Annotated in this window: 10 protein-coding genes and 1 pseudogene; 4 read left to right on the forward strand and 7 right to left on the reverse strand. The window is 43.7% G+C overall.

The window, feature by feature from the left end:
- Positions 1–329 precede the first annotated feature (329 nt).
- Positions 330–1,211: a 3-hydroxyisobutyrate dehydrogenase gene (mmsB, locus tag C7Y69_RS10775; protein ID WP_126872697.1), complete on the reverse strand. Its 882-nt coding sequence runs from the start codon at positions 1,209–1,211 to the stop codon at positions 330–332.
- A 32-nt stretch (positions 1,212–1,243) separates the two neighbouring features.
- Positions 1,244–2,743: a CoA-acylating methylmalonate-semialdehyde dehydrogenase gene (locus C7Y69_RS10780; RefSeq protein WP_126872698.1), complete on the reverse strand. Its 1,500-nt coding sequence runs from the start codon at positions 2,741–2,743 to the stop codon at positions 1,244–1,246.
- A 128-nt stretch (positions 2,744–2,871) separates the two neighbouring features.
- On the opposite strand from C7Y69_RS10780, the gene C7Y69_RS10785 reads away from it, so the two are divergent.
- Positions 2,872–3,753 (forward strand): LysR family transcriptional regulator, encoded by an 882-nt coding sequence (locus C7Y69_RS10785; RefSeq protein WP_126872699.1) that lies wholly within the window; start codon positions 2,872–2,874, stop codon positions 3,751–3,753.
- A gap of 96 nt (positions 3,754–3,849) precedes the next feature.
- On the opposite strand, the gene C7Y69_RS10790 is transcribed toward C7Y69_RS10785, so the two are convergent.
- The 3 genes and pseudogenes from C7Y69_RS10790 to C7Y69_RS21860 form a co-directional block, all read right to left on the reverse strand.
- A complete protein-coding gene (locus C7Y69_RS10790; protein ID WP_126872700.1) occupies positions 3,850–5,943 on the reverse strand; it encodes a TonB-dependent siderophore receptor in 2,094 nt (697 codons plus the stop codon).
- A gap of 215 nt (positions 5,944–6,158) precedes the next feature.
- The gene (locus C7Y69_RS10795; protein ID WP_126872701.1) at positions 6,159–8,744 is read right to left on the reverse strand and encodes a hybrid sensor histidine kinase/response regulator; all 2,586 of its coding nucleotides are present in this window, start codon (positions 8,742–8,744) and stop codon (positions 6,159–6,161) included.
- A gap of 164 nt (positions 8,745–8,908) precedes the next feature.
- A pseudogene (locus C7Y69_RS21860) lies at positions 8,909–9,106 on the reverse strand (sulfotransferase); the annotation flags it as partial.
- 153 nt (positions 9,107–9,259) lie between these two features.
- Here C7Y69_RS21860 and C7Y69_RS10800 point away from each other — a divergent pair.
- The 3 genes from C7Y69_RS10800 to C7Y69_RS10810 all read left to right on the forward strand — a co-directional run bounded on the left by C7Y69_RS10800 (position 9,260) and on the right by C7Y69_RS10810 (position 15,283).
- Positions 9,260–10,921: an L-lactate permease gene (locus tag C7Y69_RS10800; RefSeq protein ID WP_126872702.1), complete on the forward strand. Its 1,662-nt coding sequence runs from the start codon at positions 9,260–9,262 to the stop codon at positions 10,919–10,921.
- 216 nt (positions 10,922–11,137) lie between these two features.
- Complete coding sequence (locus C7Y69_RS10805) at positions 11,138–14,434, forward strand: DUF3427 domain-containing protein (RefSeq protein ID WP_126872703.1); 3,297 nt, start codon at positions 11,138–11,140, stop codon at positions 14,432–14,434.
- Between the two features lie 90 nt (positions 14,435–14,524).
- The gene (locus tag C7Y69_RS10810) at positions 14,525–15,283 is read left to right on the forward strand and encodes a restriction endonuclease (protein ID WP_013786120.1); all 759 of its coding nucleotides are present in this window, start codon (positions 14,525–14,527) and stop codon (positions 15,281–15,283) included.
- A 51-nt stretch (positions 15,284–15,334) separates the two neighbouring features.
- On the opposite strand, the gene C7Y69_RS10815 is transcribed toward C7Y69_RS10810, so the two are convergent.
- The gene (locus C7Y69_RS10815) at positions 15,335–15,967 is read right to left on the reverse strand and encodes a hypothetical protein (RefSeq protein ID WP_126872704.1); all 633 of its coding nucleotides are present in this window, start codon (positions 15,965–15,967) and stop codon (positions 15,335–15,337) included.
- A 145-nt stretch (positions 15,968–16,112) separates the two neighbouring features.
- Positions 16,113–17,888 (reverse strand): BCCT family transporter, encoded by a 1,776-nt coding sequence (locus C7Y69_RS10820; protein WP_126872705.1) that lies wholly within the window; start codon positions 17,886–17,888, stop codon positions 16,113–16,115.
- Positions 17,889–18,057 lie beyond the last annotated feature (169 nt).

The raw sequence follows: 18,057 nt of genomic DNA on the forward strand, positions 1-18,057 counted from the left end.
GTGTGGGGAACGCATAAGCTGCCCCCGTGATTTAATCAATTATTTGGCTTACTAGATGAACTACCCATTTTACCTATTGGGAAAGAAGCATCTTTGTTCTAAATCAACAAAACGTAGTGTTGAGCTATTAGTAAGCTGAAGTTTATTAAACAGATGTTGCTTAGAAGCGTAAGCGAGGATATTTGTATGGAAAGTAAAAGAATATCGAACCTGATAAAGGTGCAAAAAATGAAAGTCGCCTCTACCTTTCTTGCACCTTTTTTACACCTTGAATAATCAAGTTTTAAGCAAAGCTTTTTAGCTAAAATCCTAAAGATAGAAGCGTTGAGCTAAAGGGTTTTGATAATAGAAGAAAAATCTAGCCCACCGTTTTCTTGTGCTTGTTCACAATACGCCCGATATAACTCGGCAGCTCTTTCTCCCATCGGCACTTTTGCTCCCACAGACTCAGCGCCCTGCATGGCTAAGGTCAAATCTTTCACCATAAGCGCTGCGGCAAAACCACCGGCAAAGTCATTATCCGCGGGGCTCGCTGGGCCTACCCCCTTTACTGGGCAGTAGCTGGTCATCGACCATGTTTGCCCCGACGCATTCGACGCAATATCGAAAAATACTTGTGGATCTAAATCTAGCTTTTCAGCTAGTTGAAACGCTTCACAGGTAGCAATCATGCTGGCACCTAGCAGCATATTATTGCAAATTTTAGCGGATTGCCCTGCCCCACATTCTCCCGCATGAATAATTTTCTTACCCATGGCTGAAAGTACTTTTTCTGCCTGTTCGAAGGCAGTGTTTTCGCCCCCCACCATAAAAGTAAGGGTACCGTCGCCTGCAGCCTTGGTGCCGCCAGATACTGGCGCGTCTACCATAAGCAAGCCCTGCGTTTTTGCCATGCCGCCGACTTCCTTTGCAGTGGCCACATCTATGGTTGAACAATCTAACAGCAAGGTACCTGATTTTGCATTGGGCAATACGGTTTCTTCGTATATGCCCTTAACGTGTTTGCCAGCCGGTAACATGGTTACCACTGCATCGCAGCACTCTACGGCTTGCTTGGCAGATTCAGCTAATTCGCAGCCATTCTCTTTTGCCATGACCATAGCTTCATTGCTTAAATCAAACGCCAATACGCTGAACCCATTTTTCACTAGGTTTTTAGCCATGCCCGAGCCCATATTGCCTAGGCCAATAAACGCAATATTTTTAGTCATTATTCACTCCGATTTATGTCGATGGACACAGCTTATTCCATGGTAGGAATAACAAACGCATTGTCGTTAGTATCAGAACCATCAGGCCATCGCTGGGTAACGGTTTTCACTTTGGTCCAAAATTTAACCCCTTCCATACCGTGCTGATTGGTATCACCGAAGGCCGAACGCTTCCAACCACCGAAGGTGTGATAGGCAACAGGGACGGGAATTGGCACATTAATACCTACCATGCCCACGTTCACCCGTTGTGCAAACTCTCTGGCGGCATGGCCGTTTCGGGTGTAAATGGCCACGCCATTACCGTATTGATGATCGCTCGCCAACGATACCGCATGGTTAAAGTCTGTGGCGCGCACAATTTGTAGTACTGGCCCGAAGATTTCTTCCTGATAAGAGCGCATATCTGCCGTTACATTGTCGAACAATGTGGGCCCAATGAAATAGCCATTGGTGTGCTCTGGTATTTGCGACGTGCGGCCGTCGTAAATAAGATTCGCACCTTCCGATATGGCAAGTTCAATATATTCTTCAATACGTGACTTATGGGCAGCGGTTACCACAGGGCCGTAGTGCGCCGACTTATCTTCTGAATGGCTTACTTTAATAGCTTTAATGGCTGGAATAAGTTTGTCGATAAGCTTTTCTGCGGTGCCTTCACCTACTGGCACCACCACAGGCAATGCCATGCATCGCTCGCCCGCAGACCCATACGCTGCGCCCACCAAGTCAGCCACCACCTGATCTAAATCAGCATCTGGCATCACAATGCCGTGGTTTTTGGCGCCGCCCATGGCTTGAATACGTTTGCCGGCTCGTGCACCACGCTCATAAACATAATTGGCAATGTCAGATGAACCCACAAAGCTGGCTGCCTTTACGTCTTGATGATCAAGCAAGGCATCTACCGCCACTTTGTCACCATGTACTACGTTCAATACACCTTTAGGTAACCCTGCTTGCAACATGAGTTTGGCTAGCTCAACAGGCACCGATGGATCGCGCTCTGAAGGTTTTAAAATAAAGGCATTGCCACAGGCAATGGCTACGCCAAACATCCACATGGGTATCATTGCTGGGAAGTTAAACGGCGTAATACCCGCCACTACACCTAAGGGCTGGCGCATGGAATACACATCAATACCCGGCCCTGCGCTATCGGTGTACTCCCCTTTTTGCGCATGAGGAATGCCGCAAGCAAATTCAATAACCTCTAGCCCCCGTTGAATGTCACCTTGGGCGTCAGATAGCACTTTACCGTGTTCGCTCGATAGCAACTGGGCAAGCCTGTCTTTGTCTTGTTCAACAAGGCGTTTAAATTCAAACATAACCCGTGCACGGCGCTGAGGGTTTGTGGCTGCCCATTCCCGCTGGGCTTTTTGGGCTACTTCAACAGCATGATTTACCGTTTCCACGGTAGCCAGTGTAACGTGGGCTTGAACCTTTCCTGTGTTAGGGGCGAACACATCGGCGTGACGCTCGCCTTCAGCAGTATAACCTTTGCCTTCAATAAAATGCGTTATGGTTCTCATGGCCTACCTCAACAACTTAAAAATAAAAACAGATTATTTACAATTTTGAAACCTTGCGTTAAAAACTGCAAGTCAATATAGTTACAGCACAGTGCTGCATTTTTGCAGCAAGTTAAAAAGGTAATCACGTGAACTGGGATGACTTAAGACTGTTTCTTGGCCTTGCTAGAAATGGAAAAATTAGCATTGCTGCCAGAAACTTACACCTTGATGCCACCACGCTCATTAGGCGTGTAAAAAGGCTGGAGACTGCCCTTAATTGCAATTTGTTCGAGCTAAGTAACAAAGGCTATTTACTTACCGATCACGGTAAGCGCTTAGTGCACTATATTGAACATGCAGAAAGACACATTTTAGAAGCGAAAAATGATTTAACCGACGAGCGTCAGGAGCTTTCCGGCACAGTAAGGGTCAGTGCATCGGAAGGGTTTGGTTCTTGGGTATTGGCCCCAGCGTTGGCTGAATTTAAGCAGCGCTACCCCGCTATTTGTGTGGAGTTAGTGGCAAACAGTGGCTTTTTGAATATCAATAAACGGGAAGCCGATATTGCCATTTTGCTAGAAAAACCCACGAAAGGCCTGTTGTACACTAAAAGACTTACCGACTACCGCTTAAATTTGTACATGCACGAAGATCTAGTAGCAGAGCATGGCGCCCCTAGCTCTATCGAACAACTAAGCCCCTTCAACTTGGTCAGTTATGTGCCCGATTTAATTTATGCACCCCAACTTAACTTCATTGAAGAATCGCTACTTTCGCCGCTTCACGCCCTTAAAAGCACCAGTATTAATGCGCAATTTCAAATGCTACGAAACAAAGCAGGTGTAGGTATTCTGCCTCATTTTATTGCCAAAAATGCCCATGAACTACAACCGGTACTGCAAGATAAAATAAACATTACCCGTACCTTTTGGCTGGCAACTCACCGCGATGTAAGGCACTTAGCCAGGGTGAATGTATTTTTAGATTGGTTGAACGATACCGTGCAACAACACGCTGACATCTTTTGAACTAGCCACAGGTTTGCCATGTTACTGTTTTCGCTAAGTTACACCTACATAAAAAAAGCGCCCGAAGGCGCTTTTTAGTGTTCTTTCTATTACATTTTAGAATGCGTAAGTTAGGCTCACAGAACCATTCACTGGTGCACCATAAAAGCCTATAGTATGTAGGCTAGTAATGTATTTTTCGTCAAAAATATTGTTGATGTTTGCACGCAAGGTAAGGTCGTTGGTTACCGCGTAGGTTGCATAGGCATTTGCTAAGAAGTAGCTGCCCTGCTCTACGTTGTAATCGGTGTTGCTGATTTCAGATTGCCATCTGCCGCCTAAGCCAACGGTAAGTGCTGGTACAGCTGGTAGTTCATAACCCAATTGGAAAGTCACTACATCACGTCGAGCCCATAGGTTCGCATCATTGCCCGCTTCATCTTCCACATCAATTGCGGTATACGATACTTGAACACGCAATGCATCAGTAATTTGACCGACCACTTCCACCTCAAACCCTTCAGACTCTACCGTAACACCTTCGTAGTAGTACTGCTGGTTTTCTGGGTTAATACCCGCAAAAGCAGCAAGATTTTCTTGGTCTGCTGTGAAGTATGCGAAGGTCGTTAATAGTTCGTCGTCTAACCACTGCGCTTTCACACCTGCTTCGAAGTTTTTGCCCTTAGTGGGTGCTAAAAATTGCCCCGACAAGTCGTATTGCTCTTGAGGCTGATACACATCTGAATAGCTTACATAAGTATTGATGTTTTCAGTTACCGCATAGGTCGCCCCAACATACGGGCTAGCTTCACTTTCTTCATTGTCGATAGTGGTGCCCGCATTGTTACCACTGCGCTCAAAATCAATTGCGTTGAAGCCCGCAATAACAAACAATTCATTGGTGACGCTTATTTTGGTAGAGCCAAAATAGCGGGTAAGATCTTGTTCAATATCAGAATACAGCACCGCGTCAAACCAGTCTGGTTCGGCAATGGCATCAAATGCATATGGGAACGCTGGCGTTGCGCCATAGGCAGGCGTATTAGCATAGTCGAAACCGTATTGATACATGGTGTCGGAACTAGAGGCATGACTTACACCAACGTTCACTTCATGTTGACGGCCGAAGAGCTCGAAAGTACCAAAGGTACGCGCTTCTACTAAGTTTGAATCTATGTCTGAATCATAACGACCGGGCCAGCCTACTAAACCTAAGCCCGTGTCTTTATCGATAGTACCGTAAGCATAAAACAACTTATCTTGTTCTTCGTAGCCGCGATAGTTGTAGCTTACTTTCACTTGCCAGTCGTTATCGAAAATATAGTCGAATTCAACGAAGGCATTGGTGTTTTCTGTGTCCCACATTGCCCATTCTTGCGCTGTGGTATCACTCACATCCCACTCAGCTTGTGTACCGTCTGTGTAATTAAATACTAACCCGCCCCAATTGTTTCCATCGGTGTTGGCATCTTGGTAAGAGTAGCCCAACGTAATGGTGGCGTTATCGGTAAGTTGCCCATCTACTACGCCATATAAAAAGGTGCGATCGTTCTCTAAGCCATCTAAGTAAGATTCTTTATCTTCTATAGCACCTACAAAACGTGCAGCCCAACGGCCATCTTCGGTTAGCAAAGTAGAGTAATCCGCCTGCAAGCGTTTAAAATCAAACGACCCTGCACTCACTGTCACTTCACCGCCTTCTTCATTGGTGGGGCGTTTACGTACATAGTTTAATGTACCCGATGAATTACCTACACCGGTTAGCAGGCCATTGGCACCACGAATAACTTCAATTTTTTCATAACCGTAGGCTTCAAGCGCACCGGTGACAATTCCCCAGTCGTTAGGTAATCCTACGCCATCAATTTGCGTGTTTTTAATTTCAAAACCACGGGCTGTGTAGTTTGTACGGTTGGTTTCCCACTCTTCTACGTTAATACCCGGTGCAAGTTTAAGTGCATCGTTAACATTGTAGGCACCAAACGACTGCATTAGCGCTTCAGAGATAAGGCTAATTGACTGAGGTGTTTCGCTTAGCTCCATTGTTAAGCCAGTCGCACCGCGACTTACGCGGTTTTGACGTACACCAACAATGTGAATTTTCTCAACCTGCGACTCTTCTACAATTGCAGTATCTGTTTGAGTTTCTTGAGCGTTAATTGAGAAAGCGAGCGCTACAGGGGTAAGCGCAAAGAGTGTGGTCAGTTTCATTGTGTTCTCTACAGTGATTTTGGTTTAGTTTTTAGTCGCAGAGGATTATACGGAAGTAGAGAAGGATCACAAATGATAATTATTAGCATTTACAATAATGCTAATATTTACCTGTTAATAAAAATTGATCAGATTTTTGCTTTCTTCAGAATATAAATAGGGCAAGTTGGTTGGCCAAAGAATTTAGCGCCTTCAGCCATCACTGAAAAAAAATACTAACTATCGGGAAGTCTCGATTTTACTTGGGTAATAAGATCCTGTTTCACCACAGGTTTAACAATATGACCTTGCATACCTGCATCGATACAACGCTTTCTGTCGGCTTCCATGGCGTTAGCTGTCATGGCTAAAATAGGGATATTATCCCAGGTAGCATTTGCGCGAATGTGCTCAGCTGCTTCTACACCACCCATAATAGGCATTTGCATATCCATTAATATTAAGTGAGGTTTGAACCCACTCAGAAGAAGATCTAAACACTCTTGTCCATTTTCGGCAAATTTTACGACAGCCCCTGCACTTTTAAGCATAGCGCCCGCAACTTGTTGATTAATTGGGTTGTCTTCCACTACCAAGATTAAGGTTTTAGCCAAGAGTTTTTCGTTATCTTCAACCTCGGGCTTTTCAGCTAATTCATCGATAGATTGGCTGCACGAAATAACCGTATCGTACAATGTAGATGGTGTGAATGGCTTATATAAAAGGTCGTCGTATAGCACCAAGCTATTTTTATCAAGACTCTCTCTGTTGTGCGAGACCACAACCAAATGGGTAATTTCTTTTTGTTCTTGTTGCCAACTTTCCAGTGCTTCTTTACTGATAACAGTTAAGATTGCTTCATCAATGATAATGACCCTAGGTAGGCTATTCGACGCTTTATGAGTAGTTAAGTCTTCAACACTTTTTGCCACATAGGACGGCCACCCAAGTACAGAACATTGGCGCTGAATGCCGGTTTCTACATTTACATTTTGCGTAAGCACTATGGCCTGATAAGACATAACATCTTGCTCACTTAAGCTGTCTTCTTGCGCTACCGATGCTTTTTTAAGCAACACATTAAAATGGAATTTACTGCCTTTACCCTGCTGGCTTACTACACCAATCTTACCGTGCATCATTTCCACTAACTGCTTGGCAATGCTTAGCCCTAGGCCTGTACCACCGAACTTAGAGTTGGTGTCGCGGCTAGCCTGAGTAAACGCCCCAAATACTTGGTTGGCTTGCTTTTCAGTCATGCCAATACCCGTATCTTGAACCTCAAACCCTAGCTGAACGGTATCTTCGTTTTCGTTTAGTAATTCTACGCTTAAATTCACTTCCCCACGAGAGGTAAATTTGATGGCATTACTAATTAAGTTACTGATAACTTGATTAAGCCTAACGGCATCACCCACAACATGTTGTGGGCATTTAGGATCAACATCAATCCACAGCTCAATATGTTTACCGTAAGCCGCACGCCCCATCATCTTGCCCACTTGATTCAGCAAACTATCTAAACGGAATGGGGCTTCAACCATATCGAGCTTACCGGCTTCAATTTTAGAAAAATCGAGCACGTCATCAATAATTCGGCTTAATAAAGAAAAGCTTGTGATAGCTTGCTCTATATTATCGTTGATTTTTTTATAGTTACGCTCACCCAGTGTGATTTGCAGGAGCCCATACACACCGTTCATAGGCGTTCTGATTTCATGTGACATTCTGGCGAGAAAATCGGCTTTAGATTTTTCGGCACTGTTGGCTTTATTCTTTGCTTTTATGGCAAGCTCTTTTTCCAAGTTCAATTGATTAAGCAGACGTATTAATAGATACGCTAATCCTATTAAAAACAAAGCCGCCACCGCAAAGCCCAAAGCAATAAAATGTTTGGTTCGCTCCAAATACGCTATAACCTCTGTTGGCTTTTCCATGACTAACCAGTAGTAAGCATCTTCAATGTCAGTGTCGTCAGTATTCCTTTTACCAATAGGAATAATGCCGTGTTTAAATCGACTGGTAAATTTCCTATCTGGCACGTCATCTTCGCCACCATAAAAGCGTTTTTCAAAGCCAGGAAATTGCATACTTACTTGGTTCTTGGGCCTATCGAGCAGCCAACCCCACGCTGCGTTATTCGGTGAAGCTAAAAAGAATCCATCTGGATTAATTAACCAATGCGCACTCTCGGTTTGCAGCTCTTTTAAGCGAGAGAATACTTCACGTAAATCAAAGTTCAGTACGATTAAACCCAAAACTTCGCCATCAACGCGATATTTAGCAACACTTCTAATAGTAGGCCGATAAGGCAGTTCTATTACTCCCCGCTCTTTATTTAAATCTAAGGGCGATATGTAATAGTCTTTTGATGATTCAACAGCTTCAATAAAATAATACCGATCTGCTTTGTTTTGAAGGTCTTGGGTGTCTCGCCAGATAAGGCTTCCGGACGATTTTTCGGCCCGTAGTTGTTCATTACCATCAAGGGCAATATAACGGATTTGCTGCAAACTTGGGTACGCATCGAACAGTGCTGACCAATGTGCAGTAAGGTACCGCTTAGCATCGCCTTCAACGAGTGAATCAACAATAAGGGTACTTTTACTTTCTTGAATAGCGATTGAACGCGCATCCAATATGACGTGGTTTATTTCGCTCTGAAAATTTTGATGCAGGACATCGAATTGTTGGCTGATAGCGTCATGACTAAACCGCTTAGTTTCTATCCACAAGATATTGGCTAATACCGCCAAGATACCTATAAATAATACGCAGAAAATAGAAATAAAGAGTGCTGATTTGGAGACTTTATTGACCACAATGCATCCTTTCGGGTTACTGCAACGGCTATCGCATTATACGAAAGTATAACACCTAAGTCGTACCGTACCGCAAATAAGCTAGCTTTGGCTATTAATGGCTACGTCAATGCTGACACCAAAGTACTTAATGGCCCTAAATCTGATTCAAAATGCTTCCATTACTGCATCTTTAAAATTTTACCTGGTAGCACTGTGTTCCAGTGCGCCATAAGCTCAACATAATTATTGTAGTACTTTCCAATACCTTCAAGGTTGTAACAAAATTCCAGCCGTTCCGCAAACAACTGCTTGAAGATGCTGAACCCGCATGACATGGGATCTCGTCGCGCATCAATGATTGTAGCACTTGGGCCTATCAATGCCCCCGCCCGTTTAACCTGTGCGCCACTCCGGCAACGTAGAGCCTGCTTGAGGTAAAGTTGCGCTGTAACTCATATGCGCTAATAATTTGACTAGTTAACAAGCAACTAGCAGAGTATAGAGATGCTTACATTAAGCGAAGCCTTATCACTATGATGAATTTAGCGTTCTCTTACCTACCTCTTATTTTGCTAATTACCTTAATGGTAAAAAAGAACCCTATGCCATCTAGCAAAGCCCTACCTTTAAGCGCTTTGGTAGCTTATATTGTGGTGCTGTTGATATTCAAACAAGACGCGAGGTTAGTGAATGCCAATGTAATAAGTGGCGCATTACTGGCACTTACCCCGCTTTCTATTATCGCCGGCGCGATATTCCTTTTTAAATGCATGGAAATTACCGGCGCTTTAGCTATTTTACGTAAATCGCTAGACGGCGTAAGCGAAAACCCCGTAGCCCAGCTAATGATTGTAGGCTGGGCGTTTATGTTTCTAATTGAAGGCGCCAGTGGTTTTGGAACACCGGCCGCTATTGCCGCCCCCATACTTTACAGCCTTGGTTTTCCCGCCTTACGAGTGGCACTGTTCTGTTTAGTGCTAAATACCATTCCCGTTACTTTTGGAGCCATGGGCACACCTGTATGGTTTGGGTTATCGCTGTTGCAGCTTCCCCAAGAAAGCGTGCGGGAAATAGCACAGCAAGCAGCCCTTATTAACACCATAGCCGCACCTGTTATTGTGATATTGGCATTGCGATTAGTAGTAAGCGATGCCGCCGACATTAAAAAGAACCTGCTTTTTATTCTACTTTCCACCTGCGCATGCACCCTGCCCTATTTGGGGCTAAGCTATTTTGGTGTGGAATTCCCTTCGTTGCTGGGCGGGCTAATTGGCTTAATCATTACCCTGTTGCTAGCGAAATATAAAATAGGAATAGAGGCAGTAAATCGACCAACAGATAATCGACCAGCAGCCACCGAACAAACCACCGAACAAGCCCCAGCGAAAACAGTACCACTAAAAACACTAATAAAAGCCGCGTTCCCGCTATGGGGCACCGTGTTGCTTTTAGTCTTAACTCGCCTGCCGGAACTAGGGTTAAAAGCGCTTTTACAAGCCACCGAACCCGCCTTACACATTAGCCTAGGTTTATTAGGCACTTTCCACATAAGCACAAGCTTAGTGGCCAGCTTAACCGACATCTTAAATACCGCGGTAACCTGGAAACATAGCGTTTTGTATATTCCATCTATCATTCCTTTTGCGGTAACCGGCAGCGTAACCTTGTGGCTATTTCGCCAACAAGCAGAACCAAATACGTTAAAAATAGCAGGCCAACAAACTCTTGCCCGCATGCGCACGCCTTTTTTCGCCATGCTAGGTGCACTTATCTTTGTGAACATGATGATGCTAGGCGACAGTTCTGGTCAAAACAGCGCGGCAGTAGCACAAATCGGTCATCACTTGGCACAAATTACCGGCGAAAACTGGACCTTCTTCGCGCCGCTATTAGGTGCATTAGGTTCATTCTTTTCAGGGTCGGCCACTATCTCTAATTTAACCTTCGCTGGTATTCAAACCACCATTGCAGAGCAACTGTCATTACCCTTAACCACCATACTGGCACTACAAAGTGTAGGCGCCGCCATGGGCAACATGGTGTGCATCAATAACATAGTGGCAGTAACCGCTATTCTTGGTTTGCAAAACCGCGACGGCGACATTTTAAAAAGTACTTCGCTAATACTGGCAGTGTTCGCAGTGGTGGCTGGGGGTATGGGTGTGTTGTTGATTCGGGTTGGGCTTGGTGGGTGAGATTGGTAGTTAATTTCCAAGCTTGAGCTGTGTACTAATCCTCAATTACTGAAACTGTACTACTGGTCGGGTACGAACTAATACGATATTGTATATGCAGAATAAATAAGGATTTTTAGTCTTGAAAGCATTTACTCCGCATTATGGTGGCAACGCAGATCGTTACGATTTGTTGGCTAACTTGGAAGTTAACCAAACTGTGCCCGAAGTTAAAAAATGACAGTACAAAACTATTTAATTACTGGCAGGCAAGAAAAGCACCTTCTGCATGAAATTCGAGACGCACTTAAAACTGCGACGAATATTGAAATTGCCGTTTCCTTCATTCGCAACTCTGGCTTAAACCTTATCGTCGACGATATTGAAGCTGCGATGAGCTCTTCAACAAGAAATGTAGAGCTCACGGTTTTAACGTCTGACTATATGAATATTACAGAGCCCCAAGCTCTGAAACGCCTTATGTTGCTGAAAGAGCGTGGCGCTAATATACAAGTATTCGAAAGCCGACAAGCTACTAGCTTTCATTTGAAATCGTACATTTTTGTGACCGACAGCGAACAAGGCGTTGTATCCGCTTCAGCATTCATCGGTTCTAGTAACATCAGTAAAACGGCTTTAACCGACGGTATAGAATGGAATTACCGTATTGATTACCCGAACAACAAAGGCAGTGAAGCAGAAGCTCGAATTGATAATATTCGAGAGGAATATAACCACCTACTCACGCTTCCACAGGTAAAGTCACTCAGCTATAACTGGATTCAAGACTACGAAGTTCGTTACAACACGGCTAGAAAAGTAACGCCGTTGTATTCTTCTTCTGCGCTTCCCTCTGAAACCGAACACGAAATACCCACTCCAAAAGACCACCAAGTAGAGGCGCTTGAAGCTTTAGAAAATGCTCGTGACTCTGGTTTTAAAAAAGGCCTCGTAGTGTTAGCTACGGGTATGGGGAAAACCTACTTAGCAGCGTTCGATGCAGCGCAGTTTAATGCTAAGAAGGTCTTGTTTATAGCGCATAGAGAAGAAATTCTTTTGCAGGCTGAAGCTAGCTTTTTAAAAATTCTCCCCAGTAAAAAAGTAGGCAGATACAGCGGTAAACAAAAAGACAAAGAGTTCGATATGCTGTTTGCTTCGGTGCAGACAATTGGACGAGAAAGCCATTTAAATAAATTCGATAAAAACGACTTCGATTATATCGTAGTAGATGAATTTCACCATGCTGCTGCCAACGGCTATCAAAGACTATTAGCGCATTTTAATCCCTCTTTCATGTTGGGCCTAACCGCCACACCAAATAGAACAGATGGTAGCGACATTCTTAAGTTGTGTGATAACAAGCTAATTTACCAAAAAGACTTGTTCGATGGTGTAAACGGTGAAGTATTAAGCCCGTTTAGCTATTTTGGTATTTACGATAAAGAAGTCGATTATGAGCACTTGCCTTGGAGAAACGGACGCTTCGATCCAGAAAAGCTTTCAAATAAATTAGCCACAAAAGGCAGGGCTAAACATGCATTAAGTGAATGGAAGGAAAAAGCTCAAAGGGTATCGCTGGCATTCTGTGTGTCTCGACAACACGCTGATTACATGGCCAAGTACTTTAATGAAAACGGCGTAAGTGCGGCAAGCGTTCACTCCGATTCAGAACTCACACGTACAGAAGCATTAGAGGGATTAAGTGATGGCAAAATAAAAGTACTCTTTTCTGTAGATCTGTTTAATGAAGGCGTAGATCTACCGCAAATAGATACTGTATTGCTACTTAGACCTACAGAATCAAAAATACTATTTTTACAACAGATGGGAAGAGGCCTGCGACGCAGCGAAGGTAAAGAAAGATTAGTTATTCTGGATTTTGTTGGTAACCATCATAGCTTTTTAAACCGCCCAGAAATGCTGTTCGCTGGCATTAAAGATAAGCCTTTAAATAGACATGAAATAGTAAGTATTGCCAAGAACCCTAACCCCTTACTACCCGACGGGTGTTACGTTAACTTTGACCTAGCATTTATTGATTTTCTTGAAAGCCTCTCAGAAGATCAACTTGATACGCAATATGAAAAACTAAAGTCATCGTTAGGCCGACGGCCTTCCTACACCGAGTTTTATACCGCCGGTGCAAATATGGATAAACTTCGCAAAAACCGTGGCTCATGGTGGGAGTTTGTTGATAACAAAGGCGACCTTACACCTGCCGAACTTGAAGTTCTTGAAGAACACCTTCAATGGTTTAAAGACCTTGCCGTTACCCGCGTATCTAAGTCATACAAACTAGTATTGCTAGACACACTAGTTGCTCATCAATCTCTTCATACACAAATTGCATTTGAAGATTTGGCGGCATGGGCAAGCCAATGGTATTTCGATAACCCTGTTTGGCTTACAGATTTACCAGAGAGTAAACGAGATATTCAAAGCCTTAGTAAATCAGAATGGTTACGCCATTGGCGTGACTTCCCAATAAAGTATTGGTGTACGGAAGAACCAGAATCAAAAATAGTGTGGTTCAATAACTCTCAAAATAAGTTTAGTTTTAATCAAAGCATTTCTGCCAGTCAGCTTGAAACATTCCGCTTGATGACAAAAGAAGTAAATGAGCAACGGTTGGCAGCCTACAAGCACAAGCGGCTGTCTGTCGACATTCCTTCAACCAATAATATAGTGCGGTTTCCTGAGAAGGAGCAGTTACCATTCTTCCCTGATATTAAAATAGCCTGCGGTCATTTTAAAACTGGTGACGCGGAAGCCTCTGAAATGGTTAATATGCCGAGCGGTTTTGGTCGCCTGGATACCACCAAGCATTTCATCGCTCGCGCATCAGGCAACTCAATGAATGGTGGTAAAACACCAATTTATGACGGCGATTATTTGTTACTAGAACAAATTACCTCTAACAACGCAGGCGGCATAAGCAACACCACCGTTGCTATTGAGCGCCAAGATACCGCAGGTGATAACCAGTACCTATTGAGAAAAGTACTGAAAAATAATGACGGCAGTTACACCTTACGCGCAGCGAATCCAGACTATGAAGATATAACAGCAAGCGAAGATATGGTGACGTTTGCTAGGCTAAAGGGGAAAGTTGACCCACTCGAGCTATTTGTAGGTGAAGAGTTTATGCGGGAGGAAATACCGCCTCTTTTCAATGAAGAATTTAACCCCGGTAATTGGCAGTCGGGCCACGTTGTCTTAAAAGAGAAGAACGCCCAAATTCTTCTAGTTACACTAAATAAGCAAGGAAAGGCAGAAGATCACCAATATCACGACTACTTTATGGACGAGAAACACTTTCACTGGCAGTCGCAGAATAGTACCTCGCCTAGTAACAAACGTGGACGTGAAATCATTGAGCATCAAAAAATAGATAGTAGCGTTTACTTATTTATTCGTGAGAATAAATTAAGAGGAAAAAGAGCTTCGCCCTTCACCTTTTACGGGGAAATTAAATACGTCAAACACGAAAGCGAAAAGCCAATGAATGTGACCTGGGAGCTATTAAATCAATGAATAGGTTTGATACGTATATTTTAATTTAAATACTTTATATTGAGTTAGCTAAATTTATTCTGCATTAATTTAGAACAAGGATGTCTATATATGCCTAGAAAAAGCAACTCTATCACAGATTTATTGCTACAAGCTCCTTGGTGGGTATCTGTTGTAACAGCAGCAGCTGTTTACATTGTCATGGGCGTTATCATTCCTGCCATAGAAACCAATAATCAATTCCTAAATATGATTTTAAATGCGGTCGCCGTCCCCGCGCCTATTTTCAGTTTTTTCTTTTTACTCTTAGCTCCTTTCGCTTTTTTTAATACCCGCAGGAAAGTTAAGATGCTAGACCAGCAAACCAACTTAAATTCAATTCGACAACTTCACTGGAAAAATTTTGAAGAGCTTGTTGCGGAAGCTTATAGAAGGTTGGGATATCAAGTTACAGAAGGTGGATTTGGTCCAGACGGAGGTATCGACATAGAGCTTAGAAAGGATGGAAAGCTTCTATTCATTCAGTGCAAGCAATGGAAAGCACGAAAGGTCGGTGTAAATATCATTCGTGAAATGTATGGAGTACTAACTGCCAGTAATGCTAATGAAATAATTATTATTTGTTCAGGCAAGTTTACTCAGGATGCATATAGCTTCGCTTTAGATAAGCCGGTGACGCTTATGGACGGCTATGAGCTTTCTGCTTTGATTCAAGATGTCCAATCAAATCCAATTTTAAGCAATGAAAAACAAGCTCTCTGCCCACGATGTAGAAGCGCTTTGGTACAAAGAGTAGCAAAGCGAGGTCCCAATTCAGGAAACGGATTTTTAGGGTGTTCAAGCTTTCCTAAATGTCGTTATACAGAATAAAACTTGATTCTATGGCCTTTGGAGCATGAGCAAGCAAGCTATAGTATTCCACTAACTATAGCTTCCCCCAACCAACCCATGAAAAACCCCAATAGCCCTATCAAAGCTTTCATCATTCTCAAAGTAAAGCTGGCTTAGTCGGCTTTTCTTTATTTGGTAGGTGTCGCTGGCAAAGGCTAGCGCTTCTCTAAAGCTCTCGAATTCTTCATCGAACACCTTAAACACCTCGCGCTGAGGTTTTGCTACCCGCGTTGTGCTGCCGTTTATTTCATAGTCGAACCCAGCAAATTGAATCCGTGAAAGGGCTTCTTTACCTAAATACATACCGCCTTTAAGGCTTATTTGAAATGCGATATCCATTTCTTCTATTTCATCCATGCTCCAGTGGTTAAATACCCTAATGGCTTTTTTATACTTTGCTGCCAATAGCTTTTTTAACACTGCTATTCTGGGTTCTAGCGTGCCGTTGTTTTCATTTTTAAGCAGGTCGAAACATTCATTGCATGAGGGTATACAAACAAAATCAGCGCTTGAGTTTACGTCTCGCCAGTCGTGAATAAATTTTATGGGCGGGATAAAGTCGGGGCGCGCCGCTTCGCAGCCGCAGTAAATACAGCGGTTAAAGTCAGCCGAATGTACTGCGTTTAATGGTTCGTAGAATTTTTGATAATTCGATACTGACATAGTGCTACTTGCTTGGAAATTTCGGGGCTTTTAATGCCAATAACGGTAACACAGCTAGCTTATAGGAAAAGTTAATTGCGCTGTTTTAAAAGCAAAAAACGCCGCCAATCGGCAGCGCTTTGTTTACCGTATTCGCACTTATAAACTACAGGCGCGACGGCTTGCTGTGTGGGTCGCCTTCAATATGTTTTTTGGGTTTACGAGGTCTGGGTTTTGCCGCAATTGGCACATCCTCTTCGCTTTTATCGCCCACTTCGCTTTCTTCAATATCCCACGTACCTTCTTCGCTCCATGGGTCGTCGTCGGGGAATTCGCCTATATTGATTTCTTTTATGGAATAATCGAGCTGGTAGCGCATGTCGTAGTTTGCCGCCCGCACTATGGAAATGCATAACATTAAGGCCACAGCTAATAGCGGTACGCCCCCTATTATCGATGCCGTTTGTAGCGTTTCTAGCCCGCCTACAAACATAAGTACAATGGGCATGAACGATAACGCAAACGCCCAGAACAAACGGTTCCAGCGTAACGGTTCTTCATCTACTTCTTTTTGTACTACGGCCGCTAGAATGTAAGAAATAGAGTCGAAGGTAGTTGCTGTAAAGATTAGCGCCAATAAGGTAAATACGAAGATAACCAGGTAGTCCAATGGCAGTGTATGTAGCATGGCAAATATGGCCGCGGTTGGGCTTTGCTGGTTGAGTATGGTTACTACGTCTAGTTCGCCCGATAGCTGCAAATACAAGCCGTAATTTCCCATTACCATGAAGAATAAAAAGCAACCCATGGTACCAAAGAACATAGAACCCGCCACCATTGTACGAATAGTGCGGCCCCTAGAAATACGCGCGATAAAAAGCCCTACGCTAGGCGCAAATACCAGCCACCAAGCCCAGTAGAATATGGTCCAGTCTTGGGGGAAGTGGGTGTTCTGAAAGCCGTTAAATTCGGCAAATGGCTCTAACCATGTGGCCATTTTTACAATGTTGCTAAGTACGCGGCCAAGGGCATCTAGGCCGGTGTTCGCCATAAACAGGGTTGGCCCTACAATAAATATAAACAGCAGCAACCCAATGGCCAGCCAAAAGTTAATGTCTGACAGCAGCTTAATGCCCTTTTTTAACCCTACATACGCGCTGTAACCAAATATAGCGGTACAGGTTATCAGCACAATAATTTGGGTGGTCAGTGACTTGGGCACTCCGAATAATTCATGTACCCCTTCGTTAATCATGGGCGCAGCCAAACCAAGCGTGGTGGCCCCACCGCCTAACATGCCGAAGATAAAGCTGATATCGATAATTTTACCTAACCAGCCGTGGGCTAGCTTTTCGCCAATAACCGGCATTAACGCTTCAGATATTTTTAATACGCTGTGGTTACGCACATAATAGAAGTATGCAATAGGCACGGCGGGAATAAGGTAAATAGCCCACGCTAGCGGCCCCCAGTGGAATATGCCGTAGGCAGCTGCCCACTTGGCGGCTTCTGGGGTTTCGCCTTGTATATGAAACGGAGGTGCCTGGTAGTAATACACCCACTCAATCATAGACCAGTACAAAATAGACGCCCCAATGCCTGCACAAAACAGCATGGCAGCCCATGATACTGGTGAGAACTCGGGTTTTTCTTCAGGCTCGCCCAGTTTTATTTGGCCGATGTCGCTAAACATGATGTAAACCATGAATCCACCCGCGCCAACGCCAAGCAATAAGTACAAAACGCCTAGTTTACTGGTAACGAAGTCTTTTGCGGCCGCCACCCATTGTGCGCCTTGATCTGGCCAAATAATTAAAGGAATGGTTACCGATAGAAGAAGAATAAGAGAGCCAAAAAACGTTGGCTTGTCGATAACGCTAAAAGCGCTTTCCTGTTCGGTACTGGCCTTTTTTGAAGAAGCATTTTGGGCGTTACTACTCATACACGTTCCTTTTTTTGTTTTTATAGATGCCATTATGCAATGAAGCGTTAAACGGGCAATCTTACGAAACAGTGTACCAGATTAACGCTGTAGGTATGTCGGTGTAACTGACTGCAAGTTTACGCTTAATGTTCACCTGACCTCGATAGCTTTATTACTAAGCTTTTTG

This window comes from Alteromonas sp. KS69 (genome assembly GCF_003989595.1).
Classification (GTDB): domain Bacteria; phylum Pseudomonadota; class Gammaproteobacteria; order Enterobacterales; family Alteromonadaceae; genus Alteromonas; species Alteromonas naphthalenivorans.